This is a genomic window from Thermus altitudinis (genome assembly GCF_022760835.1).
Lineage (GTDB): Bacteria > Deinococcota > Deinococci > Deinococcales > Thermaceae > Thermus > Thermus altitudinis.
The window spans coordinates 1-26,154 of the sequence record NZ_JAKTNQ010000031.1 but is presented as its reverse complement, the minus strand read 5'-3'; the positions used below and the strand labels follow the sequence as shown (position 1 = coordinate 26,154).

The 26,154-nt window shown below is 67.6% G+C and carries 32 protein-coding genes and 1 riboswitch; of the genes, 16 read left to right on the top strand and 16 right to left on the bottom strand.

The window, feature by feature from the left end; genetic code table 11:
- The 6 genes from L0D16_RS10195 to L0D16_RS10175 form a co-directional block, all read right to left on the bottom strand.
- Positions 1 to 570 (bottom strand): ATP-binding cassette domain-containing protein (locus L0D16_RS10195; protein WP_243031805.1); only part of this gene is annotated, 570 nt, incomplete at its 3' end.
- Positions 563 to 1,591, bottom strand: coding sequence for a FecCD family ABC transporter permease (locus L0D16_RS10190; RefSeq protein WP_243031804.1), 1,029 nt, complete (start codon positions 1,589 to 1,591; stop codon positions 563 to 565). The genes L0D16_RS10195 and L0D16_RS10190, both read right to left, overlap by 8 nt.
- A complete protein-coding gene (locus tag L0D16_RS10185) occupies positions 1,588 to 2,502 on the bottom strand; it encodes a heme/hemin ABC transporter substrate-binding protein (RefSeq protein WP_243031802.1) in 915 nt (304 codons plus the stop codon). The genes L0D16_RS10190 and L0D16_RS10185 overlap by 4 nt, the downstream gene beginning before the upstream one ends.
- Entirely contained in the window at positions 2,495 to 3,106 is a 612-nt protein-coding gene (locus tag L0D16_RS10180; RefSeq protein ID WP_243031801.1) for a DUF3386 family protein, read from the bottom strand. Before L0D16_RS10180 ends, L0D16_RS10185 begins: the two co-directional genes overlap by 8 nt.
- Positions 3,107 to 3,185: 79 nt before the next feature.
- The gene (locus tag L0D16_RS12515) at positions 3,186 to 3,422 is read right to left on the bottom strand and encodes a transposase (RefSeq protein WP_341474626.1); all 237 of its coding nucleotides are present in this window, start codon (positions 3,420 to 3,422) and stop codon (positions 3,186 to 3,188) included.
- 435 nt (positions 3,423 to 3,857) lie between these two features.
- Positions 3,858 to 4,127 carry a helix-turn-helix domain-containing protein gene (locus L0D16_RS10175; protein ID WP_243031800.1) on the bottom strand — a complete coding sequence of 90 codons (270 nt, stop codon included), beginning with the start codon at positions 4,125 to 4,127 and terminating at the stop codon, positions 3,858 to 3,860.
- A 259-nt stretch (positions 4,128 to 4,386) separates the two neighbouring features.
- Between L0D16_RS10175 and L0D16_RS10170 the strand changes: the two genes are divergently transcribed.
- From L0D16_RS10170 to L0D16_RS10150, 5 genes are all read left to right on the top strand, one after another.
- Positions 4,387 to 4,944 carry a sigma-70 family RNA polymerase sigma factor gene (locus L0D16_RS10170; protein ID WP_243031799.1) on the top strand — a complete coding sequence of 186 codons (558 nt, stop codon included), beginning with the start codon at positions 4,387 to 4,389 and terminating at the stop codon, positions 4,942 to 4,944.
- Entirely contained in the window at positions 4,934 to 5,551 is a 618-nt protein-coding gene (locus L0D16_RS10165; RefSeq protein ID WP_243031798.1) for an anti-sigma factor, read from the top strand. The genes L0D16_RS10170 and L0D16_RS10165 overlap by 11 nt, the downstream gene beginning before the upstream one ends.
- 123 nt (positions 5,552 to 5,674) lie before the next feature.
- The gene (locus tag L0D16_RS10160) at positions 5,675 to 6,307 is read left to right on the top strand and encodes a ferritin-like domain-containing protein (protein WP_243031796.1); all 633 of its coding nucleotides are present in this window, start codon (positions 5,675 to 5,677) and stop codon (positions 6,305 to 6,307) included.
- A 9-nt stretch (positions 6,308 to 6,316) separates the two neighbouring features.
- Positions 6,317 to 6,826: a CHRD domain-containing protein gene (locus L0D16_RS10155; RefSeq protein ID WP_243031795.1), complete on the top strand. Its 510-nt coding sequence runs from the start codon at positions 6,317 to 6,319 to the stop codon at positions 6,824 to 6,826.
- A 43-nt stretch (positions 6,827 to 6,869) separates the two neighbouring features.
- Positions 6,870 to 7,775: a ferritin-like domain-containing protein gene (locus L0D16_RS10150; protein WP_243031794.1), complete on the top strand. Its 906-nt coding sequence runs from the start codon at positions 6,870 to 6,872 to the stop codon at positions 7,773 to 7,775.
- Between the two features lie 107 nt (positions 7,776 to 7,882).
- Here the strand turns inward: L0D16_RS10150 and L0D16_RS10145 are convergent, their stop codons facing one another.
- The 7 genes from L0D16_RS10145 to L0D16_RS10115 form a co-directional block, all read right to left on the bottom strand.
- Entirely contained in the window at positions 7,883 to 9,553 is a 1,671-nt protein-coding gene (locus tag L0D16_RS10145; RefSeq protein ID WP_243031793.1) for a ribonucleoside-diphosphate reductase subunit alpha, read from the bottom strand.
- A gap of 11 nt (positions 9,554 to 9,564) precedes the next feature.
- Positions 9,565 to 10,533 carry a ribonucleotide-diphosphate reductase subunit beta gene (locus L0D16_RS10140; RefSeq protein WP_243031792.1) on the bottom strand — a complete coding sequence of 323 codons (969 nt, stop codon included), beginning with the start codon at positions 10,531 to 10,533 and terminating at the stop codon, positions 9,565 to 9,567.
- Position 10,534: 1 nt separating this feature from the next.
- Entirely contained in the window at positions 10,535 to 10,723 is a 189-nt protein-coding gene (locus tag L0D16_RS10135; protein WP_243031791.1) for a hypothetical protein, read from the bottom strand.
- On the bottom strand, positions 10,720 to 11,100 hold the full coding sequence (locus tag L0D16_RS10130) for an acyl-CoA thioesterase (protein ID WP_243031790.1): 381 nt from the start codon (positions 11,098 to 11,100) through the stop codon (positions 10,720 to 10,722). The genes L0D16_RS10135 and L0D16_RS10130 overlap by 4 nt, the downstream gene beginning before the upstream one ends.
- Before the next feature lie 167 nt (positions 11,101 to 11,267).
- Positions 11,268 to 11,407, bottom strand: a riboswitch (cobalamin riboswitch).
- A 121-nt stretch (positions 11,408 to 11,528) separates the two neighbouring features.
- Positions 11,529 to 12,710, bottom strand: a complete 1,182-nt coding sequence (locus tag L0D16_RS12510) for a hypothetical protein (RefSeq protein ID WP_279231345.1) — start codon at positions 12,708 to 12,710, stop codon at positions 11,529 to 11,531.
- Between the two features lie 3 nt (positions 12,711 to 12,713).
- Positions 12,714 to 13,079, bottom strand: a complete 366-nt coding sequence (locus tag L0D16_RS10120) for a c-type cytochrome (RefSeq protein WP_243031789.1) — start codon at positions 13,077 to 13,079, stop codon at positions 12,714 to 12,716.
- Between the two features lie 6 nt (positions 13,080 to 13,085).
- On the bottom strand, positions 13,086 to 14,135 hold the full coding sequence (locus tag L0D16_RS10115) for a hypothetical protein (protein ID WP_243031788.1): 1,050 nt from the start codon (positions 14,133 to 14,135) through the stop codon (positions 13,086 to 13,088).
- A gap of 171 nt (positions 14,136 to 14,306) precedes the next feature.
- Here L0D16_RS10115 and L0D16_RS10110 point away from each other — a divergent pair, with 171 nt between their 5' ends.
- The 10 genes from L0D16_RS10110 (at position 14,307) to L0D16_RS10065 (ending at position 22,500) form a co-directional block, all read left to right on the top strand.
- Positions 14,307 to 14,951: a hypothetical protein gene (locus tag L0D16_RS10110; RefSeq protein WP_243031787.1), complete on the top strand. Its 645-nt coding sequence runs from the start codon at positions 14,307 to 14,309 to the stop codon at positions 14,949 to 14,951.
- Positions 14,952 to 14,954: 3 nt separating this feature from the next.
- Positions 14,955 to 15,503, top strand: coding sequence for a YncE family protein (locus L0D16_RS10105; RefSeq protein WP_243031786.1), 549 nt, complete (start codon positions 14,955 to 14,957; stop codon positions 15,501 to 15,503).
- A gap of 8 nt (positions 15,504 to 15,511) precedes the next feature.
- A complete protein-coding gene (locus L0D16_RS10100) occupies positions 15,512 to 15,916 on the top strand; it encodes a hypothetical protein (protein WP_243031785.1) in 405 nt (134 codons plus the stop codon).
- A 2-nt stretch (positions 15,917 to 15,918) separates the two neighbouring features.
- The gene (locus L0D16_RS10095; protein WP_243031784.1) at positions 15,919 to 16,797 is read left to right on the top strand and encodes a metal ABC transporter substrate-binding protein; all 879 of its coding nucleotides are present in this window, start codon (positions 15,919 to 15,921) and stop codon (positions 16,795 to 16,797) included.
- Between the two features lie 49 nt (positions 16,798 to 16,846).
- Entirely contained in the window at positions 16,847 to 18,037 is a 1,191-nt protein-coding gene (locus tag L0D16_RS10090) for a hypothetical protein (protein WP_243031783.1), read from the top strand.
- A gap of 79 nt (positions 18,038 to 18,116) precedes the next feature.
- Positions 18,117 to 18,518, top strand: a complete 402-nt coding sequence (locus L0D16_RS10085; protein ID WP_243031782.1) for a SaoD/DsrE family protein — start codon at positions 18,117 to 18,119, stop codon at positions 18,516 to 18,518.
- Positions 18,515 to 19,681, top strand: coding sequence for an NAD(P)/FAD-dependent oxidoreductase (locus L0D16_RS10080; protein WP_243031781.1), 1,167 nt, complete (start codon positions 18,515 to 18,517; stop codon positions 19,679 to 19,681). Before L0D16_RS10085 ends, L0D16_RS10080 begins: the two co-directional genes overlap by 4 nt.
- Complete coding sequence (locus L0D16_RS10075) at positions 19,639 to 20,571, top strand: CobW family GTP-binding protein (RefSeq protein ID WP_243031780.1); 933 nt, start codon at positions 19,639 to 19,641, stop codon at positions 20,569 to 20,571. The genes L0D16_RS10080 and L0D16_RS10075 overlap by 43 nt, the downstream gene beginning before the upstream one ends.
- Positions 20,572 to 20,687: 116 nt before the next feature.
- Positions 20,688 to 21,188, top strand: coding sequence for a peroxiredoxin (locus L0D16_RS10070; protein ID WP_243031779.1), 501 nt, complete (start codon positions 20,688 to 20,690; stop codon positions 21,186 to 21,188).
- A gap of 874 nt (positions 21,189 to 22,062) precedes the next feature.
- Positions 22,063 to 22,500: a hypothetical protein gene (locus L0D16_RS10065; RefSeq protein WP_243031778.1), complete on the top strand. Its 438-nt coding sequence runs from the start codon at positions 22,063 to 22,065 to the stop codon at positions 22,498 to 22,500.
- 790 nt (positions 22,501 to 23,290) lie between these two features.
- Here the strand turns inward: L0D16_RS10065 and L0D16_RS10060 are convergent.
- Entirely contained in the window at positions 23,291 to 23,821 is a 531-nt protein-coding gene (locus L0D16_RS10060; RefSeq protein ID WP_243031777.1) for a PIN domain-containing protein, read from the bottom strand.
- Positions 23,822 to 23,975: 154 nt separating this feature from the next.
- Here L0D16_RS10060 and L0D16_RS10055 point away from each other — a divergent pair, with 154 nt between their 5' ends.
- On the top strand, positions 23,976 to 25,211 hold the full coding sequence (locus L0D16_RS10055) for an ImmA/IrrE family metallo-endopeptidase (protein WP_243031776.1): 1,236 nt from the start codon (positions 23,976 to 23,978) through the stop codon (positions 25,209 to 25,211).
- A 181-nt stretch (positions 25,212 to 25,392) separates the two neighbouring features.
- Here L0D16_RS10055 and L0D16_RS10050 read toward each other — a convergent pair whose 3' ends face one another.
- Both L0D16_RS10050 and L0D16_RS10045 read right to left on the bottom strand, forming a co-directional pair.
- Positions 25,393 to 25,791: a type II toxin-antitoxin system VapC family toxin gene (locus L0D16_RS10050; protein WP_243031775.1), complete on the bottom strand. Its 399-nt coding sequence runs from the start codon at positions 25,789 to 25,791 to the stop codon at positions 25,393 to 25,395.
- The gene (locus L0D16_RS10045) at positions 25,788 to 26,063 is read right to left on the bottom strand and encodes an AbrB/MazE/SpoVT family DNA-binding domain-containing protein (protein WP_243031774.1); all 276 of its coding nucleotides are present in this window, start codon (positions 26,061 to 26,063) and stop codon (positions 25,788 to 25,790) included. The genes L0D16_RS10050 and L0D16_RS10045 overlap by 4 nt, the downstream gene beginning before the upstream one ends.
- Positions 26,064 to 26,154: the final 91 nt, after the last annotated feature.

The following is a 26,154-nucleotide window of genomic DNA, read 5'->3' as shown; positions in this document are numbered from 1 at the left end:
CAGCACGCTGCTGCCCGCCTTGGCCAACTGGCGTAGCAACCGGAGGACCTCCACCACATGCCGAGGGTCCAGGTGATTGGTGGGCTCATCCATGATTAGTACGGAAGCGCTCTGCGCTAATACCCGGGCCAGGTCAACCCGGGTGGCCTCCCCTCCAGAGAGGCTGTGGTACCTTCTGTTTGCCAGAGGATATGCGCCGGTGAGCCGCAACGCCTCCTCTGCCTTAGCCAGGTCCTCCCTCCCTTCTCCCCTTCCGTTCAGATGGGGTAGCCTTCCCAACATGACTACCTCCCAAGCCGTGAAGGGAAAGGAAACGTGGCGCACCTGGGGCAAAACCGCGCGCATGCGCGCCTGGGCCAAGGGGCTGAGCTGGGATAGGGGTTTGCCCCCTAGGAAAACCTGGCCCGTTGTCGGAGGCAACTCGCCGCTTAGGAGGCGGATGAGGGTGCTTTTGCCCGCTCCGTTCGGTCCTATGACAGCCAGCACCTCTCCCGGTTGTAGGAGGAAGCTAACTCCCTCCAGAAGCCAGCGGTTTGCCACGCGGTACCCCAGATCCTGCGCCTCAAGCACGGCCTACCTCCCGCTTATAGCGCACCACTAGAAACAGGAAGTAAGGACCTCCTACAAGGGCGGTGACCACGCCCACGGGCAGTTCCGCGGGCACCACCAGGGTGCGGGCTAAAAGGTCCGCCATGACCGCGAGACTAGCACCCAGCAAGGCTGCGCCCGGCAACAGATAGCGGTGGTCCGGCCCCGCCAGTAGCCGGAAGATATGGGGTACCACCAGGCCCACGAACCCGATTCCCCCCGCCAAGGCCACGGATACCCCTACCCCCAAGGCGGTACCAAAGATGGCCCAGCGCTTGGTGACCTCAAGGGGCACACCCAAATGGTGGGCTTCGCTCTCGCCCAAGGCCAGACCGTTGAGGCTGGGCCCAAGGCGTAAGGAAGCGGCCAGGGCCACCAACCCGAAGGGTGCGCCTGCCAACAGGGCAGTCCAGGTGACACCGCTAAAACCGCCCAGGGTCCAAAAGGTGAAACTCCGAAGCTGCTGATCGTTTGCCAGGAAGAGGAGAAGGCCGATTAGAGCCCCCACCAAGGCGTTCAGCGCTATGCCTGCCAGGAGGAGAACCGTTACCTGGGTCCCCAAAGGGCTTTCGGCCACCTTCCACAGTAAAAGGACTGCCGCCAGGCCACCGAGAAAGGCGAAGATGGGAAGGGCGAAGCCCTTCAGCAACGCAAGCCCGCCTGGCACCAAGATTATGGACACGGCAGCCCCTAGCGCCGCCCCAGCGCTAACCCCGATGAGGCCCGGATCTACCAAGGGGTTGCGGAAGAGGCCTTGCAGAACAGCTCCTCCGATTCCCAGAAGGGACCCCACCAAGGCAGCTCCCAAAACCCTTGGCAGGCGGATTTGGGTGATCACCTGTACCTCTGTGGGGTCTAGCTTACCCGTGAGGAGGCGGTCCAGGGGAATGGTGTAGGCGCCTACTGCCAAGGCCACCAGCAAGGTTATGGAGAGGAGCAGCCCCAGACCCACCAGCACCTGGCGGTAGCGGAAGCGAATCTCGGTGGGGGTACTAGGGGTCATGGTAGCGGCGGCGGTTCGATCCGCACCAAGCCTTCCTGCAAGTAGGCGGCACGGTGGATATCCAAGGCGGAACGCCCTGTCCAGATGCCGAAAGCTGACAAGTAGTTGTCGTGCACCACGAGAATCCGCCCCTTGGCGGCAGCAGGGGTCTGGGCCACTCCAGGAAGTCGAAGAAGCCCCTCTAACCCGGCTGCGTCAAAGAAAGCGGTGGTGGTCACCAAGATGTCCGGCCGGGCCATGAGCACGCTTTCAGGGGTCATCTCCTTACATCCTTGGATGCCGTGGGCCGCGTTCTCTAGCCCGGCTAGCTTCAGTTTCTCCACGTAAACGCTACCGTCGCCGCAGACAAAGTTGTTCTGTCCGCGAACCACCACGAAAAGGGCCCGTAACCTTTTCTTGGGGGGGTTTTGGGCCAAGTGGCTCTTAAGGGCCAGCAGGTCCCGTTCCAGCCTCCGTAGGAGCTCCTCTCCTCGTTCCTTCTTGTTGACCGCTTGGGCCACCCTACGGATACGTTCCCTTGCTGCTTCCAAGGTGGCATCCTCCTTGATACGCACCAAGGGAATGCCCGTGGAAAGGAGTTGCTCTACCACCTGTGGCGGCCCCATATCCACGCCGCCAAGGATCAAGGTGGGGCGGAGGGCCAAGATTCCCTCCGCACTGAGACGGCGGGGATGGCCTAGCGTGGGGAGGTTGCGGACCTGGTTGGGGTAAATGCTGGTGATGTCGCGGCCAACCACCCGGTCACCAAGACCCAGGGCGTATACGAGCTCCGTGGCCACATGTTGCAGGACCACAATGCGGCTCAGATCCGAGATGGTTACGGTCCTTCCGGTGGCGTCCGTCACCTTCCAACCTTGGGCCCAAGCGAGCCCTACAAAGGCCATAAGCAGAAGGAGGACGTTTTTACGCACGGAGGATCACCTCCTCGAGGCTAATCCAAATGCTTTCCATACCGTCACCTACTTCAGTCAAGGAAAACCTTTCCTTCGGGAGCCAGTACGGTCCTACTTCCTGGTAGGTGTCCTGTATGAGCTTCACCTTCTGGATGCTCCCTGTGATTCCCCTCTCCACCAAGACCACCTGGGAAGGGAGGAGACGGTCCCCTGCAAGGGCTTGGTACTGCCTGAAGTGCAGGCGAAAGCGTATCTTCCCATGGTTTCTTTCCACCAAGGTGTACCGGCCGTCTTTTATCCAAAGCCGGGAGGGACCCCCATCATCTACCTGAACGCAGAGGCCTTCAGGCCCCTCCCCTATGATCTCCATGCGGTGCCTGCCATCCCCTTGCCAAAAGTCAGAGGTCTTCCGGTGCTTCAGTATGCTGTACAACTCCCCGTCCACCTTCTTGCGCACAGGCTCAGGCAGTTGGCTGCGCGGAGTAAAACCGTCCACTTCACAAAGGCCCTGGTACAGGTCACCCCCTACACGCACGGTGACCCTAGCTCGGAACCCCGGGAATTCCGAAGGTAAACGGTAAAGCCTTTGCCACGCGGAAAAGGTGAGCTCTTTCGGGTCCACGATTCACCCTCCCACCTTGCACTGTGGCACCACAGGGTGGGACATATGTACTTCATCGCTCCCAGGCGTTTGTACCACTTCACGTTGTATCGTGCATCCTAGGCCACCAGTGGAAGGGGATGTGCCGCCTCAGGCTCTGCGGGTCATTTTGCAAGACCAGGCACCGCCGAGCCACGGTCTCCATCAGAGCCTCCAGGGAAGGGAACGGGCGATGGGCCACCGCCTCGTTCGCCGAGGGCCACACCCGCTCCACCGGCTGCAGCTCGGGGCTGTAGGGGGGCAGAAAGACCAGACGTATCCCTGCAGGTACCTCCACCTTTGGGGAGACGTGCCACTTCCTCCGGCAAGGCGGCCCTGAACTCCCGCAGCACCCAGCTCATCACCTCGGTGTCTATTCCGTCCACCAAAAAGCTCACCCTCTCTCCCGTTTCCGGCTTTACAAAAGTGCCAAGGTAGAACCACCGGTACCGAGGCTCCACCACCACCCGGGGTCTTTCCCCCTTGCGCCACCCCACCCTATGCCCCACCGGCTTTAGCCCTAAGCGGTGTTCGTCGTAGGCCCAGACCTGGACCCTCCTCCCCTGCCTCTTGGCCTCCTCTACCTCCTGGCTGAGGTTTTTTGAATGCCTCCTGGGCCAGAAACCGGTAGATCGGGCTCAGGGACAGCTCCTTCTCGAAGTGCTCCCTCACCAGGCCCGCAGCTTGGGCCCCGTCCACAGGACCCCGTCAGGTGAGGGGCCTTGAGCGGAACCTAGCTCTCTTCCCGGCTCAGCTTGGACTTCCGTCCAGGGTTAGGGTGCCGCCCATCCGGCAACGCCCCCGGGCTTTCCCGGTGGTACCGGGCCAACACCAGGTGAACCCAGCGGAGGCTGCGATGGAGCCTCCGGGCAACCTCCTTGGCTGTGCTTCCTCTCAGCGCATGATAGACCGCCAGCCAGCGAAGGGCTCCTATGGCCTCCCGGGCCTTGTGGTAGCGCTCCAGAACCTCCTCGGGTTTGAGGTGGGGGACTACAGTGGGCATGGGTGAAGGAGACAACAAAAAAGGGCCTGAGGCTCTCGGGCCACCACGGCCGCCCTTGGCCCCAGGCCTGGGATCCGGACAAAGGGGAGGGTTTCGGGGACCCCGGCGCGGGGCCTAGGCCCAGGAGCGCCTTCAGCCAAGGGGATAGGCCTTCCCCCTTCCATCCCAGCTCCCACCGGAACCGGACCCAGCCTTCACCCCTCCGTCCCGGCCCAAAACCGCTCCCCGGCCAGGGTGCGTATGGTAAGGTGGGCGGAGGATGAGCCTCGAGGGCCTCTCCGACGAAGCGCTTCTGGCCCTGGTGGCCCGGGGCGATGAGGAAGCCCTTCGCCTCCTCTTCCGTCGCTATGCTGGGGCCTTTTTGGGGCTGGCCCGCAGGATGGGCTTGGACCGGACCGCCCAGGAGGATGTGGTGCAGGAGGCCTTTGTCAAGGTGTGGAGGAGTGCTGGCCAGTTTGACCCGCGGAGGGCCACGGCCCGGGCCTGGCTCCTGGCCGTGGGCCACCACACCGCCGTGGACTTCCTCCGCCGGCTGGAGGCCCGGCCAAAGGCCCTGGACCCAGGGGCGGAGGAAGGGCAGGAGGCCTTTGACCTCCCGGGCCCCGGGCTGGACGAGGAGGGGCACCTGGACCGGGTGCGCTTGGGGCAGGCCCTAGCTAGGCTTAGCCCTGAGGAACGGGAGGTCATCGAGGTGCTCTTTTACCAAGGCTTTCCCCACCAGGAGGCGGCCCAGAGGCTGGGCATACCCCTGGGCACCCTCAAGACCCGGGCCAGGCGGGCCCTTTTGCGGCTAAAGGAGGTGCTCCGTGAGGCCTGAAGAGGTGCGCGACCTCCTGCCCCTTTACGCCCTGGGCGCCCTTTCCCCCGAGGAGCGGGCCCGGGTGGAGGAGGCCTTGGAGCGCTACCCCGAACTTTGGGCGGAGGCTAAGGCCCTGATGGAGGCCGCCGCCCATCTGGCGGAGGCCGGGCCTCCGGACCCCGTCCCCCCGGGCCTGGAGGCCCGGGTCCTGCGCCGGATCCGGGCCCTGAAGCGCCCCTCCCCGTGGCCCTGGCTGGGGCGGGCCGCCGCCGCCCTGTTGCTGCTGGCCCTGGGTTACGGGGTCCTGTGGGGGGGTGGCTGGCTCCTGGCCCTGAGGGAGGCCAGCACCCAGGTGCGCACCCTGGTGAGCCCCGAGGGCCAGGTGGTGGGCCGGGTGGTCCTGAGGGGGGACCGCACCGCCCTCATCCTCCTGGACCGCTCCCCCCCAAGGGGCAAGGTCTTCCAGGCTTGGGGCCTGGACCGGGGGGAGCCCATCCCCCTCCCCACCTTCCGCTTCCCCATCAAAACCCTGCGCCTGCCCCCTGAGGCCCTGGCGGTGGCCGTCTCCCTGGAGCCCCCGGGGGGGAGCCCTAGACCCACCCTGCTCCTCGGCCTGCCCCAGTAGCCCAGGGCCTCCCTGGGGCATCCCGGGGGAGGGCCCCCCGGGGGAGGACCGTGCACCCGGGACCCCGCGGGCGGAAATCCAAACCCCCCTCCCCCTGCGAACAGCAGGGTGGAGGTGCAGGATATGGAAAAGCACCCGCAAAGGATGGTCCGTAGGCAGTTCGTGAAGGTCTTGACCGCAGCCGGCCTCTCCCTGGCCTTCGCCCGGGGGTTGGCGGGCCAGGCCCTGGCCCAGTCCAAGGGGGTGAGCGACCTGGACATCCTCAACCTGGCCCTCACCGCGGAGTACCTGGCCACCGACTTCTACACCCGGGCCCTCATGGTCCCCTTCCCCGGGGAGATCCGGGACTACCTGGCGGAGGCCCTCAAGCACGAGGAGGCCCATGTCCAGGCCCTGCGGGACACCATAAGCGGGCCCTTCAAGGCCACCCCGGTGGCCCGGCCCCAGTTCGCCTATGGGGACCTGCGCTTTGAGGGCGCCAGCCGGCTCAAGGTGCTGGAAACCCTCATCGCCCTGGAGACCGCCTTCACCGGGGCCTACCTGGGGGCCATCCCCCTCATCCAGAACAAGGCGGTCCTTTCGGCGGCGGCCAGCATCGCCATGAACGAGGAGGCCCACCTGGCCCAGGCCCGGGATGCCGTTTTGGAGCTGGGGGGCAAGGTGGAGGGGCCGCAAACCCCCGTGGGCCGGGCCTTCGCCCAGGCCATTACCCCCGAGGAGGCCACCAAGGCCGTCCAGGGGTTCATCCGCAGGTAAGGGGGAGGGGTGAACCGTAGGGACGCCTTGACCTTTGCCGGCCTCCTGGGGGCGGGCTGGGTGGCGGTGTTCCTGGACTCGGCCCAGGCCCAAGGGGGTTCCCTGGTGCGGGTGGTCCTTCTCACGGGGGCCGAGGTGGTGCCCAATCCCGTGGACACCCCGGCCCTGGCGGTGGTCCGGGTGGAGGTCCAGGGGTCCACCCTCTCCCTCCAGGGGGCGGTGGCCAACCTGGCGGGACCCTTCCGGGACTACACCCGGGACCCGGTGGAGGACCCCCTCCTGAACGCGCGCCTCACCAGCGCCGTCCACCTCCACCGGGGTCCTAAGGGGCAGAACGGGCCCCTGATCCAGGCCCTGAGGGTAAGCCCCGGGCCAGAGGGTAGGAGCGCCACCTTTGCCGACCGGGTGGAGCTGGGCCTCGAGGACCGCACCCGCCTCCTCCGGGGGGAGCTCTACCTGGACATCCACACCGCCGCCTTCCGGGCAGGGGAGGTGCGGGGCCAGATCCAAATTCGCTAGCGGGCCGGGATGGACCGGCTCTAGGCCAGAAAGGAGGGACGAGATGAAGAAGGTGGTTTGGAACCGCAGGGAGGTGTTGCAGCGCACGGGTTTGGTGGGTGCCGGCGTGGTCCTGGGCGGGGGGGGCCTGGTGGCCTGCTCCCCGGGGATGGGCCAAAGCCCCAACCAGGACGTGGACATCCTGAACTTCGCCCTGAACCTGGAGTACCTGGAGGCGGCCTTCTACCTGGCCGCCGTGGGCCAGATCGGGCGGATCCAGAGCGTGGGCGGGAATGCCCCCATCCGCCTGCCCCAGGGCTTTGACGGTACCCAGCCGGTGCCGGGGCTGAGCCCGGAGGTGCGGGAGTTTGCCCAGGAGCTGGCTGAGGACGAGCTGGCCCACGTGCTCTTCCTGCGCCAGGCCCTGGGGAGTGCGGCCGTGGACCGGCCGGAGCTGGACCTGGACCAGGCCTTCCGCACCGCCGGCAGCCTGGCCAGCAACGGGGCCATCCAGAACTTTAACCCCTTTGCCAACGAGCTCTTCTTCCTCCACGGGGCCTTCATCTTCGAGGACGTGGGGGTCACGGCCTACAAAGGGGCGGCGGCCGCCATCACCGACCGCACGGGGGTGCTGGACCCAGCGGCGGGGATCCTGGCGGTGGAGGCCTACCATGCGGGGGCCACCCGGCTATTCCTCTACCAGAGGAAGGACCTTCCCGTCACCCCCACCCTCACCGTGGAGCAGGTGGTCCAGGCCATCAGCAATCTGAGGGGCCAGGTGGGGGGTGGCAAGGACGAGGGCATCACCAAGGGGGGCAGGGCCAACCTGGTGCCCAGCGACGGGAACGGGGTGGCCTTCGGCCGCTCCGTCAGCGAGGTGCTCAGGATTGTCTACCTTACTGGGAACCCTGGGGTCAGCATGGGGGGCTTCTTCCCCCGGGGCCTGAACGGCAGGTTCCGCACCACTTAGGCCCAAGGCCCCCTCGGCCCCCCGGGAGCCCGGGGGGCTTAACCCTACCCCTCCAGGGCCACCCCCAGGCCCGGCTGGGGTTGCGGTTCCACCAGGGGCCCTGGGGCCTAGCCCTCGCAGGCCCGGCAGGAGAGGAGGAGGTCCCGGCTGTAGGCCTGGGCCATCCCCGTGCTGAACTGGTAGTAGAGGGCCTTGAGCCCGCTCCGCCAGGCGTGGAGGTAGAGCTCGTTCACGTCCTTGGGGGGGGCCTCGGGGTGGATCACCAGGTTCAGGGACTGGCCCTGGTCGATGTGCCGCTGCCGGGCCGCCGCCAGGTTGATGAGGGTCTTCTGGGACACCTCCGCGAAGGTCTTGAAGGTGTCCTTCTCCTCGTCGGTGAGGAAGTCCAGGTGCTGCACGGAGCCGTTGTGCTCCAGGATGCTCCGCCACACCTTCTCCTCGTCCTTCCCCTTTTGCCGGAGGAGCTCCTCCAGGAAGGGGTTCTTGAAGGGTACCCGGGCCTTTTGCAGGTCCTTGAGGTAGTAGTTGCTGGTGTAGGGCTCGATGGAGGGGGAGACCTGGCCCAGGATGAAGGAGGAGCTTTTGGTGGGGGCAATGGCCATGAGGGTGGCGTTCCTCCGGTCCAGGACTTCCGCAAGCTCGTCCTCGGGGTGGCGCCTCCGCAGCCACCGGCTGGCCTCCTCCGCCCTCTCCCGGATGGTCTTGAAGATGAGGCTGTTGCGCCGGAAGGCCTCGGGGCTCTCCAGGGGGATGCCCTCCGACTGCAGGTAGCTGTGCCAGCCCAGGACCCCGAGGCCGATGGCCCGGTACCTCTTGGCAAAGCGCACGGCCCGCTCCAGGTAGGGGATCCCTTCCGCCTTCTGGATGAAGTCGTCCAGGACGGAGTCCAGGAAGATCGTGAGGGTCTCCACCGCGTCCGTGTCCTTCCAGGCGTCAAAGTGCAGGAGGTTCAAGGAGGAGAGGCAGCAGACGAAGCTCTCCTCGGGGCCCGAGGGGAGCATGATCTCCGTGCAGAGGTTGGAGGCGTGGATCGTCTTCCCCAACCGCCGGAAGATCTCCGGGGCCTGGCGGTTGGCGTTGTCCCGGAAGAAGAGATAGGGGATGCCCACCTCGGCCCGGGCCTTGAGCACCTTGGCCCACCGCTCCCTGGCCTCCCGGTCCCCGGCCACCATGGCCTCCAGCCAGGCATTCCCCACGGAGACCCCCCAGAAGAGGGACTGGATGGGGCTACCCTCCCGCTGGATCTGGAGCCACTCCTCAAAGTCTGGGTGCTCTATGGGGATGTAGGCGGCGCACTGGCCGCGGCGGGTGGAGCCTTGGTTGAAGACCTCGATGACCCGGTCGAACAGGGAGGCGAAGGCGTAGGAGCCGTTGCTCTCCCCGTTGTCCCGGATGGGGGCCCCCCGGGGGCGCAAGGCCCCCAGGTAGACGGAGGTCCCCCCGCCCTGCTTGCTCATCATGCCGATCTCCGCCACCGCCCTCAGGATGGAGGCGGTGTCGTCCTCCACGTAGGTGCCGTAGCAGGAGATGGGCAGGCCCCGCTGGAGGCCATAGTTGGCCCAGATGGGGGTGGCCAAGGAGTACCACCCCTTGGCCATATACTCCTCAAACTTGCGGGAAAAGCCTTCGATCCCCGTAAGGGCCTCCGCCCGTTGGGCGATCTCCCGCACCCTCTCCTCCACGGAAACCCCGGGGAGGAGGTAGCCCCGGCTCATGTAGAGCCGGGTCCACTCGTTGGCCCAGTACCACGGCCCGTACTCCCTTTGCGCTTTCGGCATCCTAGCCTCCCTCAGAACAGGCTTTCCGGGTCAAAGCTCTGCACCCGGCGGGCGTAGGCCACGCTCCGCTTGTGGAAGAAGTCCACCTCCTTGTCTGCCAAAAGCTCCAGGTCAAACCACTCCGTATCCTTCAGGACCTCCCCGCGCACGGGGAAGGGTTGGGGCAGGCCGTGGAGGGCGAGGACCTGGTTGTACCGCCACTTGAGGAACTCCAGGACCTCCTCCCGGGCCAGGGCCTCTGTGTCCCCGGCGGCGAACAACCAGTCCAAAAGCCCCTCCTCCGCCCGGAAGAAGGCCTGGACCTCCTCCAGCACCTCCTCGGCAAAGGAGGGGCCGAGGAGGCCGGGCCCCTCCTCCCGGAGGATGCGCAGGAGCTCCACCCCGAAGAGCCCGTGGAGGTTCTCCTCCTTGCTGGTGGCCTCGATGGCGTTGGAGATGCCCTTGAAGCGGCCAAGCCGCTTGTTCAGGGCCATGAGGGCGTAGAACTGGGAGAAGAGGGAGGCGTGCTCCGTGAAGGCGGAGAAGAGGAGGAGGGCCTTGGTGTAGTCCCGGAGGTCCCCCGTGCGGGCCCGGGCCAGGACCCCGGTGAGGAGGCGGTGCCTCTCCCGCAAGGGGGCCTCCTCCAGGGCCTTGGGGAAGAGGCCTTCCAGGCCCAGGAGGTCCAGGAGGTGGGCGTAGGCGTTGGCGTGGCGCACCTCGCTTTCGGCGAAGGTCATGCCCACCTCCGCCACCTCGGGCTTGGGGAAGACCTCGTAGGCCTTGGCCCAGAAGAGCTTCACGGAGAGCTCCACCTGGGCGATGGCCAGGAGGGAGCGCTCCACCAGGGACCGGACCCCTGGGGAGGCTAGGGCGTGGTCCTGCACATCGGCGGTGTAGCTGAACTCCGTGTGCACCCAGTAGCTGTGGCGGATGGCGTCCCTGTAGGCCAGGAGCCTGGGGTACTCGTAGGGGCGGTAGTGGGCCCTAGGTTCGGTCAGCATGCTAACCTCCCAGGCGCTGGCGCAGGCCCTTGGCGGCCTCCACCATGTTCCTCAGGTTGGCCCGCACCTCCACCAGCCCCCTCAGGAGGTCCTCCTGGGAGAGCCTTCCCTTCCAGAACCCCTCCAGAAGCCCCTTGTACTCCCGGTTAGGCCCCAGCCGGGGGAGGCCGAAGGCCAGGGTGCGGATCATCCCTCACCTCCCAAGGGGGGCACGGGAACGGGCCGGCCCCCTTCGTCCACCGCCACCAGGACGAAGCCTCCCCTGGCGGCCAGGTAGGGCTCCCCGCTGGGGTCCAGGGGCTCCACCCACATCTCCACCTCCACCCGCATGGAGGTGCGGCCCACCTCCACCACCCGGGCCACCAGCTCCACGATGGAGCCCAGGGGCACCGGGCGCTTGAAGTCCAGGGCATCCGAATGCACGGTCACCACCTTGCGCCGGGCATGCCGGCTGGCGGCCACGAAGGCCGCCTGGTCCATCCAGGCCAAGGCGGTGCCACCGAAAAGGGTTCCGTAATGGTTGGTCTCCCCGGGGAAGACCGTGTGCACCATGCGCGTCTCTTTCATCCAGTACCTCGCCGGTCCCTCTACTGGGGGAAAGGACTCCCCCAAAGGGGTACTCGTAACCCATCTAACCTATGGCCTCAGGGCCCAGTGCGGGCCTCCAGTTTTGCGGGGGATCGGGGGTCTAGGGTCCCACAGGCATCACCACCTTCACCCTTGCCTCGAGGGCTACGGGGCAGGGCTGCGAAGCGGGTACTCGGGCTTCCGGACGGGGCCGGTTACCGTTGCGGGACAGCGCCGGACTTGCACCGGACTTCCCCCACCGCCAATGGGGCGTCCAGGCCTGTCGGCCTGGCATCGCAGCCAGGACACCCCAGGTCTTGGGCGTCCCGGGGAAGAGGCTACCATATCTGGGGCCTGGGAGTAAAGGGGTTGTCCGGGAAAGGGCCGGCCCCCGGGGCGGGCCGCCCCGGGGGCCTTGGCGGCTGGGGCTAGAGGTTCCGCACCACCACGTAAAGCCCCAGGGCAAAGTAGAAGGCGAACCAGCCCAGGAGGAGCTTTACCCCCACGTCCCCGAAGGCCTCCACCCTCGGGGAGGGATCCGCCCCCTCCTTACGGGTGCCCGAGGCGTAGAGCACCTGGGCCAGGTAGACGATGACCGGGACCGCGGCCACCGCGGTGGCCACGAAGAAGAGGATGGAGCCCCAGTCCCAGACGTAGGGGTACTGCATGGCGGAGTAGCCGTACCGCCCCAGGGCCGAGACCCGGAGGCCCTCCCGCAGGAGGGCCACCACCAGGAGGGCCCCCAGGTAGAGGCCCAGGGTGGCCAGGGCGTTCTCCGCGCGGGCCCGGCCCGCGTGGAGGTAGAAGAGGGCGGCTACCGCCAGCACCACCACCGCCACGGGCCACCCCAGGCCCAGCTCCGCCCCTTGGGTGAAGGCCCAAAGGAGGCCCAAGAGGCCATAGATCCCCGCCCCCACCCGCAAGGCCCCTTGCGCCAGCCCCTCCACGAAGCGGAGGAAGGCCTGGGGTACGTCCTCCCGGCGCCGGAAGTACCAGGCGAAGAGGAGGAGGATCACCCCTAGGGATAGCCCCGCCTGGCCAAAGAGGAGGGCGGCAAAACGGGGCAGGTTATAGCCCAAAAGGCGCTCCCCCGTGGTGTGGACCACGCCTCCTGGGGCGTACCACTCCACCCAGCGGGAGGGGTAGAGACCGGCGTTGGCCAGGCTGTGCATGACGAAACCCGCCAGGAGGAGGAGGGCCAGGGAGACGTACCCCACCCCCGCCACGTTGCCCCGCAGGTAGAGCACGTAGAGGAACAGGTACCCCAGGGCCACCAGGGGTATGAAGAGGACCGTCCAGAGCCCCATCAGGGTGGTGGCCACGTACCAGGCGGGGTCGTAGATCACCTGGACGAAGAGCAGGGGGGCGATCCCCATGGTGATGCCTAGACCCAGGGTCTGGGTGGCCACACGGATGGCCACCTTGCTGGCGCGCTGCCAGTTCTCCTCCCCCTTGTTCAGGCCGTAGAGCCCAAGGAGGAGGCTACCCACGGAAGCGGTGATGAAGAAGATATGCAACACGAAGGTGATGACCAAAAGGGCCTGCACGGCCAGGGGATGGATGGGGGCCCCCAAGGGGTCCCGCATGGCCAAAAGGGTTTCCGGGCTCATCCTTCACCTCCCTCCTGCCTGAGGACGGGCGGTTTGCGCGGCCTCAGGGTAGGCCTCCTTCACAAACCGCTCCAGGTACTGGGCCATGTAGCGCCGCTCCTCGGGCGTGCCCACCACGGGGTGCATGTAGGGGAAGCCCCCGATGGCGTTCAGGTAGACCTCAATGGCCGCGGCGTCGGTCATGCCCCGGCGCTTGAGGATGGCGGCCAGGTTCCGGTTGCCTCCCAAAAAGGCCGTGGCCTTGCTCACCGTGTGGCAGCTGGAGCACTGCAGGGCCACCAGGGACCGGCCCGTCTCCACGGGGTCTAGGCCCCCTGCGGGGCCGGCCGCGGGTGCCCCCTTGGCCACGGCAAAGGGCAGGGACTTCAAGAGCCCCTACTGGTCCAGGCGGGGAGCCTCGGCCTGGATCTTGCGGCTGCCAAAGTCCAGGTCCACCCAGAGGATCTGGTTGGCGGCCAGGTAGCCCAGGATCAGGTCGGGCTTGCGGATGGCCTCCCGGGTCCTCTCGGCCCCAAAGAGCCCCAGGAAGGCCACCGCTAGGGCCAAAAAGCCCACGGCGCGCCTAGAGACGGCCCTGGGGGCCAGGAAGGCCAGGAGGAGGACCAGGGCGGTGGCGGCCACCCCGAGGAGCATCTTGTGGAAGAAGACGGGCTGGATGACCAAGGGGATGCCCAGGACCTGCCGGGCGTGCTGGGGAAGCTGGGGCACGTACCAGAAGAGGACCAGGGCCACCCCCACCGCCAGGCCCACCAGCCCCACCTTCCCCGCCAGCTGGGTCACCTCCAGCCGGGCGGGGTGGTCCTTCGGCAGGGTGGCGGCCACCAGGATGGCGTAGAGGCCGGTGATGGCGAACATCAGGGCGAAGCGGGCAAAGAGCATGGGCCAGTAGGTGGGGTTGTAGAAGCCGTCCAGGCTAAGCCCCGTCTGCAGCCAGTGCCCCGGGCTCAGCTTGAACCCCAGGATGCCCACGATGATGGCCAGGGTCCCCGCGGCGGCCAGGGCCAGGATGAGGCCGATGCGGGCGTGGGTCCTGGGGTTCACCCGGCCAAAGGTGTAGTAGTAAACAGCGATGCCGAAGACGTCAATGATGAACCAGAACCACTCCGCCGCCCAGTAGAAGACGAAGTTGTGGATGAGGGCCCCGATGCTCCTGGGGTTGGAGGCGGTGACGGAGAACCAGATCCCCACCCCCATCATGGCCCCTATGGTGTAGGCGAACATGAGGAGGCGGAGGGCCGAGGCCTTCAGGTAGTCCTGGAGGTAGGGCTTGTTCTCCACCAAGGCCTTGCGCTCCACCCACCAGTTGAACCAGGTGGCGGCCACGGTGAGGTGGGAGAACACCACGTGCAAGACCGCCACCACACCGATGAGGATGGCGCCGTGTACCAGGAAGCCTTCCCAAACCGGATACCTGCCTTTTTCCACCTCCTTTGAGGGACGTCCCTCACCCCCGAGGGTAGGAGGGGGTCAGGGGACATCTGTACTTATCGGGGAGGGTAAAACCGTCCCGGGCTACATACCCGGCTCCGGGTTTTGCGCGCCGGCCCCCTCCCGCCCTTGACCGCACTAGTGAGAATGGGTTATCATCCTCACGCTATGAGGAGGCGCACACCCTACCTGTTGAGGCTGAGGCGAGGTTTAGCTGCACTGGCCCTGGGTCTGGCCCTGGCCTGGGCCCACGCCCCGGTCCCCGAGAGGCCCGAGGCCTACGGGGCCGAGGCCCGCCTCTTCGCCCTGGACAACCGGCCGGGGCTGAGCCGCCTGGTGGCCGTGGACCTGCCCCAGGGGCAGGTGGTGGCGGAGATCTCCTTGCCCCCAAGGGGGATGAGCCTGGTGGCCACCCCTTCGGGCCGCTACCTCCTGGTCTCCCGGGGGAGGGATACGGACCGGCAGTGGCTCAGCGTGGTCTGGACGGAGAAGGAGGAGGGCCGCTGGAGCCGGCCTGTCCTGGCCAAAAGCCTCCTCCTGGGCCGGGGGTGGAACGTGGGCCACGGGGCCGAGGCCTACACCCACGGGGGCAGGCTGCTGGCCTTTGCCGAAAGGGACGCCCTGGCCTTTCTCTTCACGGAGGAGGCCTTGGACCCCGCCGCCCCCTTCCAGGCAGAGAGGCTCCGCCTGCCAAGCCCCGACCACTACCACGTGGTGGAGGCCCCTGAGGGCACGTACCTCACCTTCCTCCGCCAGGGGCAGGTGGTGCTCTACGATCCCGCCCTCAAGGAGGAGCGGGGGCGCTTCCCCTGACCCGTGCAGCACGGGGAGGCCCACCACCCGGGTACGGGCCGGAGCCTCTTCGCCTGCGCCAAGGAGGTGTTGGTCCTCGAGGGGGGCAAGGAGCGGGCCCGCCTGCCCTACCCGGTGAGGGAGCGGATCGGGGCCTTCCTGGAGGGGCAAGGGGTTTACTTCGGCTACAGCGACGGCGTCCAGCACCTCCAGCGCCTGGACCCCGAGGCCCTGGCCCTCACCCCCATCCCCCTGGGCGGGGTCTTCCTCCGGGGCAAGTCCGACGGCCAGAGGCTCTACGTCCTCCTGGGCGACGGCCGGCTCCAGGTGCGGGAGGCCCGGGAGGGGAGGCTCCTTAAGGAGGTGCGGGTCTCCCGCCCCTTCCCGGAGATGGACGAGGACACGGGCGGGGCCATTTACCCCGACATCGCCCCCTGGCCCGAGCGGGGCCTGGCCTACGTGAGCCTGCCCCACCTGGGCCTGGTGGCGGAGGTGGACGTGGAACGGGGCCGGGTGGTGCGCTACCTGAGGGTCGGGGGGAGCCCCACCCGGCTGGTGCTGGTGCGGCCATGAACAACCCCATGCCCGTGGTTATGTACCTCATGGGCCTGGACGCGGCCCACGAGCTCCTCAGCCCGCTGGGCTTCCGCAAGCTCCCCCATCCCCAAGGGGTGGGCTCCAGCCTCTACCTGGGGGAGGAGGCCCTCCTGCACTCCACGGGGCTTTGGTACCGGGGGGTCCTCTACCACAGGCCCAAGGAGCGCTTCTTCCGCGGCCCCATCCCCCCTTACCCCCCGGAGGTCCACCCGCAGGCGGAGCCCCTGGACTTCCAGGAGGGCCTGGAGCACTTCCTTCCCTTCCTGCGGGGATATGAGGAGGCGGTGCGGGCCCTCCGGGGGGAGGGGAGGGGCCGGTTCCTGCGCCGCCTCCCCCCGGGGGCCAGGAGGCATTTGGGGGCCTGGCGGGCCCTCTTCCCTGAGGCCTAGGCATGAGGGCCCTTCCCCTCTTGCCCCTCCTGGGCCTCCTCCTGGCCACGGGGGCCGGGGCCCAGATGCGGGTGGCGGCCACCACCCCGGTGCTGGCGGACCTGGTGCGCCAGGTGGGGGGAGGCCGGGTCCAGGTGGCCAGCGTGGTGCCCCTGGGGGCGGACCCCCATGCCTTTGACCTGCGGCCGGGCACCGCCAGGGAGGTGGCCCAGGCCCGGGTCCTCTTCGCCAACGGGCTGGGCCTGGAGGCCTTCCTGCCCCGCCTGAGGCCCCTCCTCCCCCCGGGGGCCCGGATCGTGGAGCTGGCCCCCCGGATGCCCGAGCCCATCTGCGGCCTCCTGGGGCTAAGGGAGCAGGGGGTGCACCTCCACGGGGACTGCGACCCCCACATGTGGCTGGACCCCCGGTACGGGGTCCTCTACGCCGAGGCCATCGCGGGGGAGCTGGCCCGGCTGGACCCCAGGGGGGAAGGGACCTACCGGAGGAATCTGGAAGCCTTCCGCAAGCGGGTCCAGGAGGAGGACGAACGGCTTGCCGCCTGCCTTGGGGGGAGGAGGCTGAGGGTGGTCTCCCAGCACCTCTCCCTCCTCTACCTGGCCCGGCGCTACGGCCTGGAGGTGGTGGGGACCCTCAGGGACCACCACGGGGCGGAGATGGGGGTGCGGGGGAGGATCGCCCTCCTCAAGGAGGCGGAGCTCAAGGGGGTGGACCTGGTGGTGGCCGAGCCCCAGCTGGACCCCGCCCCCGTGCGCCGCCTGGCGGAGGAGCTGGGGGCCCGGCTGGTGGTCCTCTACACCGACGCCTTGGACCGCAGGGTCCCCACCTACCTGGACCTTCTGCGTTGGAACCGGGAGGCCCTGTGCCAGGGGGCCTCCCCCTAGGGTTGGGGCAAAGGGGCGGCTTCCGCCCCTGGCCAATGTGAGGTGGAGGATGAGAGGACGGATCCCGCTAGTGGTGTCAGCGCTTTTGGCCTTAGGACTGGCCTTGGCCCATGGCCACGGCCACGGGGAGCCCGGCGGGAAGGGCCACGGCCACGGGGAGGGGCTCTTCCGCCGCCTGGCGGTGGCGGACGCCAAGGAGCCCCTGGTGCGCATCCTGGACGAGGAGGGGAGGGAGCTGGCCCGCTTCACCGTGCCCTCCCCGGCAAGCCTCTACCCCCTTCCGGGGGGGCAGTACGTGCTGGGGGTGCACCGGGAGGCGGGGGCGGTGAGCTTCCTCTACGGGGGCTTCCGCCTGGAGGACCATGGGGACCACCGGGATGTGAAGCGGGAGACCCCTTACGTGGCCGCCACCCTGCGCACCGGGCCCCAGCCCACCCATATCTTTGCCAAGGGGCACCACCTGGCCATCTTCCACGATGGGGACGGCACCGTGGCCCTCTTTGACCTCCGGCGGTTGGGGCTGGACTTCGCCTCCCGCCTGGTGGCCACGGGGCGGGCGGACCACGGGGCCGTGGCCCTCCTGGGGGAGGCCCTCCTGGTGGGGGGTCTGGAGAGCGGCCGGGTGGAGGTGTACACCCTGGAGGGGCGCAAGGCCCTGGCCCTGCCCCAGGCCTGCCCCCGCCTGCACGGGGAGGCGGTCTTGGGGGAGGTGGCGGCCTTTGGCTGCGCCGACGGGGTCCTCCTGGTGGAGAGGCGGGGCCAGGGCTTCCTGGGGCGTAAGCTGGCCAACCCCCCGGGAGCCCCCCAGGGGGCCCGGGTGGGTACCCTGGCGGCCCACCCCCGCCACCCCTTTTTCGTGGGTAACTTCGGCCAGGGCCTGGCCCTGGTGGACCCCAAGGCGGGGACCCTGGAGGTGCTGGGCCTGCCGGCGGCCCCCTTGCGCTTCGCCTTTGACCCGGAGGGGAAGGGCCTGTGGGTGCTCACCGCGGACGGGCGCTTCCACCGGGTGGACCCTGGGGCCCGGCGGGTGGTGGGGACCCTGGAGGCCGTCTCCCCCTGGGCCCAGGGGGCTCCCCGGCCGGGCCTGGCCCTGGGCCACGGGGTGGCCTACCTCACGGACCCCGCCAAGGGGGAGGTGGTCCGGGTGGACCTGGAGGGCTGGAGGGTGGAGGCCCGCCTGGCGGTGGGGGGTGCCCCGGGCGCCATCGCCCTCTTTGAGGTGGAGGGGGTGGAGCACTAGCCGGCCCGGGCCCGGGTGGGAGGCCCCCACCCGGGTCTTTCTTGACAAAGTACTGAGAAGCCATTATCATTAGGTTGGTATGCGCGTAGCCTATGTTCTTTCCAGCCCCCGGGCCGCCAGCCACAAGCTGGGCCAGATGATCCTGCCCCAGCTGGAGGCGGGGACCCACGGGGTAGAGGTGGTGGGCATCTTCTTCTTTGACGACAACACCATGATCCTGCAGAAGGGCAACCCCTTGGGGGAGCGGCTTTCCCGGGTGGCCCGGGAGAAGGGGATCCTCCTCATGATGTGCGACCTCTGCGCCCTGGAGAGGGGCCTGGCGGTAGGGGAGCCCCGCTGGTGCACCCCGGAAGGGGAGGGGCGGAAGGAGCCCGGCTCCTGCCGGGTGGCCGCCCACGTGGTGGAGGGGGTGGAGGTGGGCTGTTTCCCCGACCTCTACGGGGCCTTGGCGGGGAAGGTGGACCAGGTGATCACCCTATGAGGGACAGGCCCGAGGCCCTGGTGGTGGGCGGGGGTCCTGCAGGCCTCGGGACCGCTGTGGCCCTGCAGGCGGTGGGGGTCCGGGTCCTCCTGGTGGAGGCCCGGCGGCTTGGGGCCTCCTTCCGGCGCTGGCCCCGGGAGACCCGCCTCCTCACCCCCTCTTTCACCGCCAACGGTTTTGGCCTTGCCGACCTGAAGGCCATCGCCCCGGGGACCAGCCCCGCCTTCAGCCTAGGGGAGGAGCACCCCACGGGCCGGGCCTACGCCCGTTACCTGGAGGCGGTGGCCCACCACTTTGGGGTTCCCTGGGTCCGGGCCCGTGTGAAGGGGGTGGAGTACCGGGAGGGGGTCTTCCGCCTGGCCACCCAGGGCGGCTTCCTGGAGGCCCCCTTCCTGGTGTGGGCGGTGGGGGAGTTCTCCTTCCCCCGAAGGCCCTTCCCCGGGGCCTCCCTGGCCCTGGCCTATGCCCGGGTGGGGAGCTTCTCCCGCCTGGCCCTCGAGGCCCCGGAGCGGGTGGTGATCGGGGGGTACGAGTCCGGCCTGGACGCCGCCCTCCACCTGGCCGCAAGGGGGGTGCGGGTCACGGTCCTGGACCCCGAGGCCCCCTGGGAGGCGGACACGGGGGAGCCCTCCTACGACCTCTCCCCCTACACCCGAAGCCGCCTGAGGGGGGCGCCCAAGGGGCTATTGCGCCTCCGGCGGGAGCGGGTCCTGGCCCTGGGCCGGTCGGGGCAAGGGTACCTCCTGGTCACGGACAGGGGCCGGCGCACCACCCCCCACCGCCCCCTTCTGGCCACGGGCTTCGCGGACGGCCTGGATCCCGTGCGGCACCTCTTCCACCAGGGGCCCCTTCCACCAGGGGCCCCAGGGCGGGCCCCTCCTCTCCTTGGAGGACGAGTCCACCCTGGCCCCAGGCCTCTTCCTGGCGGGCCCCAGGGTGCGGCACGGGGGGGTACCCTTTTGCTTCATCTACAAGTTCCGGGCCCGCTTCCCCATCGTGGCCCGGGCCATAGCCCGCAGGCTGGGGCGGGACGAGGGGCCCCTGGAGGCCTACCAGCGGGAGGGCATGTGGCTGGAGGATCCCACCTGTTGCCAGGTGGCCTGCGCCTGCTAGGGGCCGGATGGACGAGAGGAGGCCCGTTACCCTCATCACCGGGTTCCTAGGCTCGGGGAAGACCACCCTGGTGAACCGGCTCCTGGAGCAGCGGGAGGACCTCTTTGTCCTGGTGAACGAGTTTGGGGAGGTGGCCCTGGACGACGCCCTGGTGGGCGGGAGGGCCGAGGCCCTAGCCGAGGGGTGCCTGTGCTGCGGGCTCCAGGAGGAGCTGGTGGCCGCCTTGGCGGCCCTGGCCCGGAAGGGGGGCTTCCCACACCTCCTCCTGGAGACCACCGGCCTGGCCCACCCCGCTCCCATCCTGCAGGTGATCCTGGCCCCCGGCGTGCGGGAGGCCTACCGGCTGGCGGGGGTGGTGGCGGTGGTGGACCCCCTGAACCTCGGGGCCTACCGCGGCTTTCCCGAGGCCTTGGCCCAGGTGCGGTACGCGGACCTGGTCTTCCTCTCCAAGGCGGACCGGGCCGAGGAGGAGGAGCTGGAGGAGGCCACCCGTTGGGTGCGGAGCCTGAATCCCGTGGCCCCCGTGGTCCCCACGGTGCGGGGCCAGGGCCTGGCGGTGGAGGAGGTGCTCTTCCCCCGGCAGGCCCAGGGCTTCCGCATCCTCTCCCCTCTCCCCCAGGCCCTGCACAAGGAAGGGGTGGAGGCGGTGGCCCTGGCGGCCCCGGGGGCCGTGGCCTACGAGGATTTTCGGGCCCTCCTGGAAGAGGCGGTGCTGGCCAAGGGGGTGTTCCGCAAAGGCCGCCTCCTGCGGGCCAAGGGGGAGGTGAACCTCCGGGGTTCCAGCCGCTCCCTGCGCTTCCACCTGGTGTTCGGCCTCCTGGACTTTGAGAAGGGCCCGCCCTGGCCCCCAGGCCCCCGCCTAAACTGCCTGGTCTTCATCGGGGAAGGGCTGGACGGGCCCGCTATCCGGGAGCGGGTCCAGGCCCTGGTGGGGGACTGAGCCCCCTAGCCCCAGGCCCCCGCCCAGGGGGGCGGCCCCGTAGCCCCCCTCGGCCCCTAGGGGAAATGCGGGCTGGGCCACGGGGGGTTGCCCTCCTCCAGGTATACCCTAGAAACATGCGGCCTTTCCTCCTTCTGGCCTTCCTGCCCCTTTCCCTAGCCCTGGCCCTGGCCCCGGGGGACCCCGTGCGGCTTCCCAAGGTCACGGACTCCTACGGCCGGGTGGTGGACCTGGAGGCCTTGGCCCGAGGGGGCAAGTACCTGGTCTTCTGGTTTTACCCCAAGGCCAACACCCCGGGATGCTCCGCCCAGGCCAAGCGGTATGCCGAGCTCCACGGGGAGTTCCAGCGCCTGGGGGTGGAGGTGTTTGGGGTGAGCGCGGACTCCCCGGAGGAGCAGTGCGCCTTTGTGGAGCGCCTGGCCCTAAAGGGGGCCATGATCCCCGACCGCAAAGGGGAGCTGGCCCGCATCTTTGGCGTGGGGCGGTTTTTCGGCTTTTACGCCCGCGACACCATCCTGGTGAACCCGCAGGGGCGGGTGGAGGCGGTGTGGCGCAACGTCAACCCCCTAGAGGACCCTGACCGGGTGCTGGCCCATGTGCGCCAGCTGAGGCGGTGAGGGCCCTTTCCCTGGGGGTGGGGCCGATGCGGGCTAGGGGTCCTATGCCAGGTGAAGCTGCCCCTGTGGAGGGGGCTTCCCAAAGCCCCCAACCTTGACCCCCCACCTAAAGCCGCCCCAGCTCCGGGGGGCAAAGCTCGGTTGGCCCTGCTGCTGGAGGAGGCGCTTCAGGCTGGGCCCCGGGGGGTTGCCCGGCGGGGGCGCGGGGCGGTGGTGCCCAAAGGGCAGACCCATCTGCCGCTGACGGGCCCGCACCCCTCCCTTGGGGGACCCCTCGGCCCCTCTGGCGCTAGCGTAAACGGAGAGGCTGGGGCCCGCGTGGACCGGCCAAAGGGTGAAGCCCGGGAGACCTGCCTCTGGCCTGCCCCCTAGACGTCCACGTGGTTTCAGAGACGCTCAAAGTAGAGCCTTGGCCTACCTCGGGTCCTCCGGTGAAAGGGACTAGAGGAACCCTTTTGGGAGACGGTTTATAGGGGGTAGACCCTTGGCCGCTTTGCTGGCCGCCACGGCGATGCGGCGCGCTTAGCTCCGGTGGCCGGCAAGACCTAGGACTTCCAGGGCCTGTCCCTGGCTAGCGTGAATCCCCGGGAGGAGGGTTGGCCTGCCAGAGTAGGGGAACCCAACGGGCCGCGGGGGCACTAGCTGTGCCTTCCCCGCCGTGGGTTGGCCCGCGTGGGGGAGGGCGCAGGGGGGGAGCCCCCACCTAAGAGGTAGGGGCTTGTGGGACCCAGTAGGGCGCTAGGATGCCGCAAGCGGCCTTGGCCTCGAGGAGGACGGAAACCCGGGGGAGATGGTCCCCGGGGGCACGGAGGCTAAGCTTTCGCTAAAGCCTGCGCCGGGGCTGTGGGCCTACATTGGCTTTAGGAGGAAGCCCATGAAAGCCAGAGTCCTGCTGACCGCTTGGGTACTTGCCCTAGCTGCCTGCGCCCCGGCCCTTTACCCGGTGGAGGAGCTCACGGTATCCGCGCGCTACCGTTTGCTCCTGGCCGATGCCCGCGTGCTGGCCCGGTTGGAGGAGGGCCCGGTGGAGATCACCGAGTTCCGCTTTCCTCCTGGTTCCCCCTACCGTCCCACAGGGCTTCAGGAGCTGGGTGACCGGCTTCGGGCCCAGCTGGAGGCCAGGGGTTACACCTTGAGGTGTTCCACCTACAACGCCCTTCCCCTGCTGGGTGGACCCCAGTACACCCTGCGCTTCTCCCGGGGTCCGGAGGGGGTGGGGCTTTTCCTGCGGCCCCTGGCCCAGCCCGACGCCTACCGGCTGGAGGTGGCCCCGGCAGACCCCAACCCACCCCTTTCCTGCCCGCCGCGCTAGGGGCACCGGCGCCCTGTTGGTTGACCGGATTTCCCAGGATTTCCCCATCTTCGCCCAACCTTCCTTCTACTCCAGACCTCCTTGGCCCTGGCCTTGTCCTCCAGATGCCTTTTCCCCACCGTGGTCCTCCTTGTGCAGGTTGGTCCTGGGCTCCTTCCCACCTGGTGCTGCCGGGGCGCCTAGAGGGTGGGGCCATGGCCGGGCCAACGGAGGTCTTCGCCCTGGTCAAGGTTGGCCTGGGCCTCGAGGCCGGGGTAGGGGAGGGGTTTCGGACTCCCAGACAGGTGCTGGGGCTTTAGGGTCCTGGGCCACTTGTTTGTCCCAACCTCCTGCCCTCGGTCCTCTCCGGTAGCCCGGTGGTCTTCGCCATTTCCATGGGGGAGTTTGAGGCGACCAGCATGCTGGCGGGATTCGGTACCTTCACCCTCTTCCCGAGCTTGAGGGAGAGCCTACCCTACGGGCGGCGAGCGCCGTGGCCTCCTTCTCCTCTACGGGACCCTCCTGGGCCTCACCTGGGCCAGGCGGTGCTGAGGAGCCCCTGGCTTCGCTTCGGTAGCCTTGTCCCTTAGCCACAAGGCGGGCGTAGACCTTGCCGTAGGGGGTGGCTTGGCGCTTTCTCTCCCGGGAGGGCCAGTCTCTCCGTAACCCGACCCGGTCCTAGACCCCCTGGCACCGAGGCTCTCGCTTGGGAGGGCCTCGGAAGGCTTCTTTGTGCTCCTAAGTGGGGTGGATGGGTGAGCGCTTGGTTGGGCCTCTTTGAGGGGGGTTTCGCTCCGATGTCCAAATGTTTTTACATGCAACAACCCTCTGGACAGCGAAACGTCAGCGTTGAAAAAAGGCCCAGCTCCTCCTTAAAAACACGGTTATAGAGGTATTTCGCTTCATCGCACGGGAGAATCTTCTTTTGCACGGCCATCTCAAGCAACCCACAGCTGCCGATCACTTTAATCTTCTCCCTCTTCGCTTCCCTTCTTAGGCCAGAATCATCCGTGAGGATGGTGTACCCCCGCTTCAAGCCCATAACCAGCACCTCGAGATCCCCCCTTCTACGTCGGAGCTTCTTGCATTCCTGCGAAAGTTGAAGCACAAGCCGCACTTCTCCGACCATAAGTGGCTCGCTCGTCCAGAGTCTCCCATGTCCTTGGATAAATTCCCTACGTCCCGGAATATCCAGCCGCCTGTTGAACTCGCTTGACCGATTTTGGAGGTCGGGGGATATAACGCTTTCGGGCTCTCGCAACGGACCCACTATTCGGTATAGGAGCTCAGCGTTCCCAGAATCAACGAAGACCGCTAGTACGTTGTTATCGGCCACATGCATGGGGTTATTCTATCGCCTTCCGAGGATAAAATCAAAGACTACCACAAGGGGTATATTCAAACTTGCCTTTGTTACATAAGATTCAGCCATCATTGCGAAAACAAACTTTGACAGGGGCCGGTTAACGTGTCAATCTCGTGGTAGGAGGTGTCGGATGCGCACCCAAAGCGCTAGGCATGAGCTGGGTAAGATAGCAAACGCCTTGCGTAGAAGGCGGGAGGAGCTAGGTTTGGGCCAGGAGGAGGTGGCCGAGGCCCTAGGGGTCTCCCGGGAGAGCCTAGCCCAGTGGGAAAGGGGAGAGAGGCTCCCGCCCACCTTGCACCTGCAGGGGCTGGCACAGATTTACGGGGTGGACGAGAAGGGACTCCTGAGGGGAGAGCTCCGGTACAAGGAGGCCCTTGAGGTTCTCCTGCCAAGGGGGCTGCCCCTTTCCGCCAAGGCCCGTTTGGAACTGGAGCGGTGGCTAGGGTTCCTGGATGCCTACGCGGACTTTCTCCAGGAGCTAGGGGAAGCCCTTCCAAGGGAAATCCCTTTAAAGGAGTTACGTGAGCGCTTCCTAACCGATGTTCGCCAGGCCTCTAGCCGAGCGAGAGCGGTTAGAGAACGTCTTGGCCTTGGCCACGGTGCCTTGCCCAACCTTTGGACCCTTCTGGACGGCTTGGGGGTCTTGGTCTACCGGGCCTCCTTGGGGGAGGGGGATGTGCCCATCTGGGGGGCCTATTACCGGCATCCCCGCCTGGGTCCTGCCATTTTGGTGAACGCAGACAGTACCTCAGGACGTCAGGTCTTTACCCTGGCCCATGAGCTGGCCCATACCCTCTACCACGCCCGGTTACCGGGAATCCTCTGCAGGAGGGAAGTTATCCCTGAGGAACGGGAGGTGGAAGCCTTTGCCAACGCCTGGGCCGCCCACTTCCTGGTCCCGGCTCCGGCTCTGAGGAAGGAGGCCGGTAAGCTTCGGAAGCTTTCCCCTGAAGCTGCCCTTTTCCTGGCCAGCCACTTTGGGGTGAGCTACACCTTTATCCTCTACCGCCTTCTCAACGAGGGCCTCATCACCGAAGAGAACCTGCTGGAATGGGCGAGGATCAGCCCGAACGAGCTTGCCGTGAGCATTGGACTCTCCGCCGAGCCTTTCCGGTTTCCCAGCCCTACTACCAAGGGGGGTCTCCACCGTTTTCCCCCCTCGGTGTTGACCAGGGTTCGCGACGCCGTCTACGAGGGGAAACTATCCGTTTCCGAGGCCTCGGGACTTCTGGATGTAGACTCCACTACCCTGCAGCGGGACCTGCTACGTCTCCCCAAGGGGGCGGAGGCGGAAGAACTGGGAGAGTTTGACCAGGAGTTGAGATTCCGCACCCCAGGCCGGAAACCCAAGCCGCTCAACGCTTAGACGGCCTCACCCTTCCGGGGAAGGCCCCGTCTGGGATGGAGTGCATGGCTGTACAAGGCCATTTTTGCCCTCATACATGGCCTGTAAAGACTCCCACAAGGGCGTTGCCGCTATGGCCTGACAAGGGGCCAGGATCTCCTCGTGGCCCGCACTGCAAAAGGGCCGCCCCAGGGCCTAGCCTTTAGCGGATCACCTCCACCACAACGCCCACGGAAAGCCCGGCCCAGGTGGCGTCCGCGGTGAGGGCGGGGAGGTGGAGCCTCGAGGCCAGGGCCAGGCAGGCCCGATCTCCCAGGGAAAGCCCCAAGGGACGGGTGAGGGGACGGAGGCGGGCCACCAAAAGGGCATCCACTTCGGTGAAGGGCAGGACTTGAAGAGCCTGGCCCAAGAGGCCCCGGCTGCGCAGGCGATCCAACCACTGGGCCGGATCCTGACCCCAGTCCGCCAGCTTGGAGGCCACCTCCGCCAGGTTCACCGCACTCATGACGGCGCCCTCCAGGAGCTGGTCCCTGACCCTTTTTCCCCCAGGCTCCCCCCGTAGATAGGCCAGGAGGGCCGAGGCGTCCAGCACGGCCCTCACTCTGCCTCCTCCTTCCGGGCCTCCTCCCTGCGCTCTCGGATCAGCTCCTCCACTAGGCTAACGCCAGGCGCTAAATGGCCAAGGATGCCGTAGGTTTCCTCGACCACTTTCCGTAGGGGTTCCACCCGGATTCCACCCTCCGGCTCCAAGGTGAGGAGGAGGCGCTCTCCCTCCTTGAGGTGCAGGGCCTCACGCACCTCTGCGGGCAGCACCACCCGCCCCTTAGAACCCACTTGGACTAGGAAGTGGGTCTTTTCAGTAGTGGCCCCCATACCCTAATAGTACCCCCTTGTGGTAAGGACGTCCAGCGTCTGCCCATCGTACTTGTGCTTTCCTTGGGAATAGGGGTGGGTTGGCTGGCGG

What these genes read in the sequence shown, in the direction of transcription:
- L0D16_RS10190 (WP_243031804.1), bottom strand. Translation starts at nt 1,591, where the DNA reads ATGACCCCTAGTACCCCCACCGAGATTCGCTTCCGCTACCGCCAGGTG.
- L0D16_RS10175 (WP_243031800.1), bottom strand. Translation starts at nt 4,127, where the DNA reads ATGCCCACTGTAGTCCCCCACCTCAAACCCGAGGAGGTTCTGGAGCGC.
- L0D16_RS10170 (WP_243031799.1), top strand. Translation starts at nt 4,387, where the DNA reads ATGAGCCTCGAGGGCCTCTCCGACGAAGCGCTTCTGGCCCTGGTGGCC.
- L0D16_RS10160 (WP_243031796.1), top strand. Translation starts at nt 5,675, where the DNA reads ATGGAAAAGCACCCGCAAAGGATGGTCCGTAGGCAGTTCGTGAAGGTC.
- L0D16_RS10150 (WP_243031794.1), top strand. Translation starts at nt 6,870, where the DNA reads ATGAAGAAGGTGGTTTGGAACCGCAGGGAGGTGTTGCAGCGCACGGGT.
- L0D16_RS10145 (WP_243031793.1), bottom strand. Translation starts at nt 9,553, where the DNA reads ATGCCGAAAGCGCAAAGGGAGTACGGGCCGTGGTACTGGGCCAACGAG.
- L0D16_RS10140 (WP_243031792.1), bottom strand. Translation starts at nt 10,533, where the DNA reads ATGCTGACCGAACCTAGGGCCCACTACCGCCCCTACGAGTACCCCAGG.
- L0D16_RS10135 (WP_243031791.1), bottom strand. Translation starts at nt 10,723, where the DNA reads ATGATCCGCACCCTGGCCTTCGGCCTCCCCCGGCTGGGGCCTAACCGG.
- L0D16_RS10130 (WP_243031790.1), bottom strand. Translation starts at nt 11,100, where the DNA reads ATGAAAGAGACGCGCATGGTGCACACGGTCTTCCCCGGGGAGACCAAC.
- L0D16_RS12510 (WP_279231345.1), bottom strand. Translation starts at nt 12,710, where the DNA reads ATGAGCCCGGAAACCCTTTTGGCCATGCGGGACCCCTTGGGGGCCCCC.
- L0D16_RS10110 (WP_243031787.1), top strand. Translation starts at nt 14,307, where the DNA reads ATGAGGAGGCGCACACCCTACCTGTTGAGGCTGAGGCGAGGTTTAGCT.
- L0D16_RS10100 (WP_243031785.1), top strand. Translation starts at nt 15,512, where the DNA reads ATGCCCGTGGTTATGTACCTCATGGGCCTGGACGCGGCCCACGAGCTC.
- L0D16_RS10095 (WP_243031784.1), top strand. Translation starts at nt 15,919, where the DNA reads ATGAGGGCCCTTCCCCTCTTGCCCCTCCTGGGCCTCCTCCTGGCCACG.
- L0D16_RS10090 (WP_243031783.1), top strand. Translation starts at nt 16,847, where the DNA reads ATGAGAGGACGGATCCCGCTAGTGGTGTCAGCGCTTTTGGCCTTAGGA.
- L0D16_RS10085 (WP_243031782.1), top strand. Translation starts at nt 18,117, where the DNA reads ATGCGCGTAGCCTATGTTCTTTCCAGCCCCCGGGCCGCCAGCCACAAG.
- L0D16_RS10080 (WP_243031781.1), top strand. Translation starts at nt 18,515, where the DNA reads ATGAGGGACAGGCCCGAGGCCCTGGTGGTGGGCGGGGGTCCTGCAGGC.
- L0D16_RS10075 (WP_243031780.1), top strand. Translation starts at nt 19,639, where the DNA reads ATGGACGAGAGGAGGCCCGTTACCCTCATCACCGGGTTCCTAGGCTCG.
- L0D16_RS10070 (WP_243031779.1), top strand. Translation starts at nt 20,688, where the DNA reads ATGCGGCCTTTCCTCCTTCTGGCCTTCCTGCCCCTTTCCCTAGCCCTG.
- L0D16_RS10065 (WP_243031778.1), top strand. Translation starts at nt 22,063, where the DNA reads ATGAAAGCCAGAGTCCTGCTGACCGCTTGGGTACTTGCCCTAGCTGCC.
- L0D16_RS10060 (WP_243031777.1), bottom strand. Translation starts at nt 23,821, where the DNA reads ATGCATGTGGCCGATAACAACGTACTAGCGGTCTTCGTTGATTCTGGG.
- L0D16_RS10055 (WP_243031776.1), top strand. Translation starts at nt 23,976, where the DNA reads ATGCGCACCCAAAGCGCTAGGCATGAGCTGGGTAAGATAGCAAACGCC.
- L0D16_RS10045 (WP_243031774.1), bottom strand. Translation starts at nt 26,063, where the DNA reads ATGGGGGCCACTACTGAAAAGACCCACTTCCTAGTCCAAGTGGGTTCT.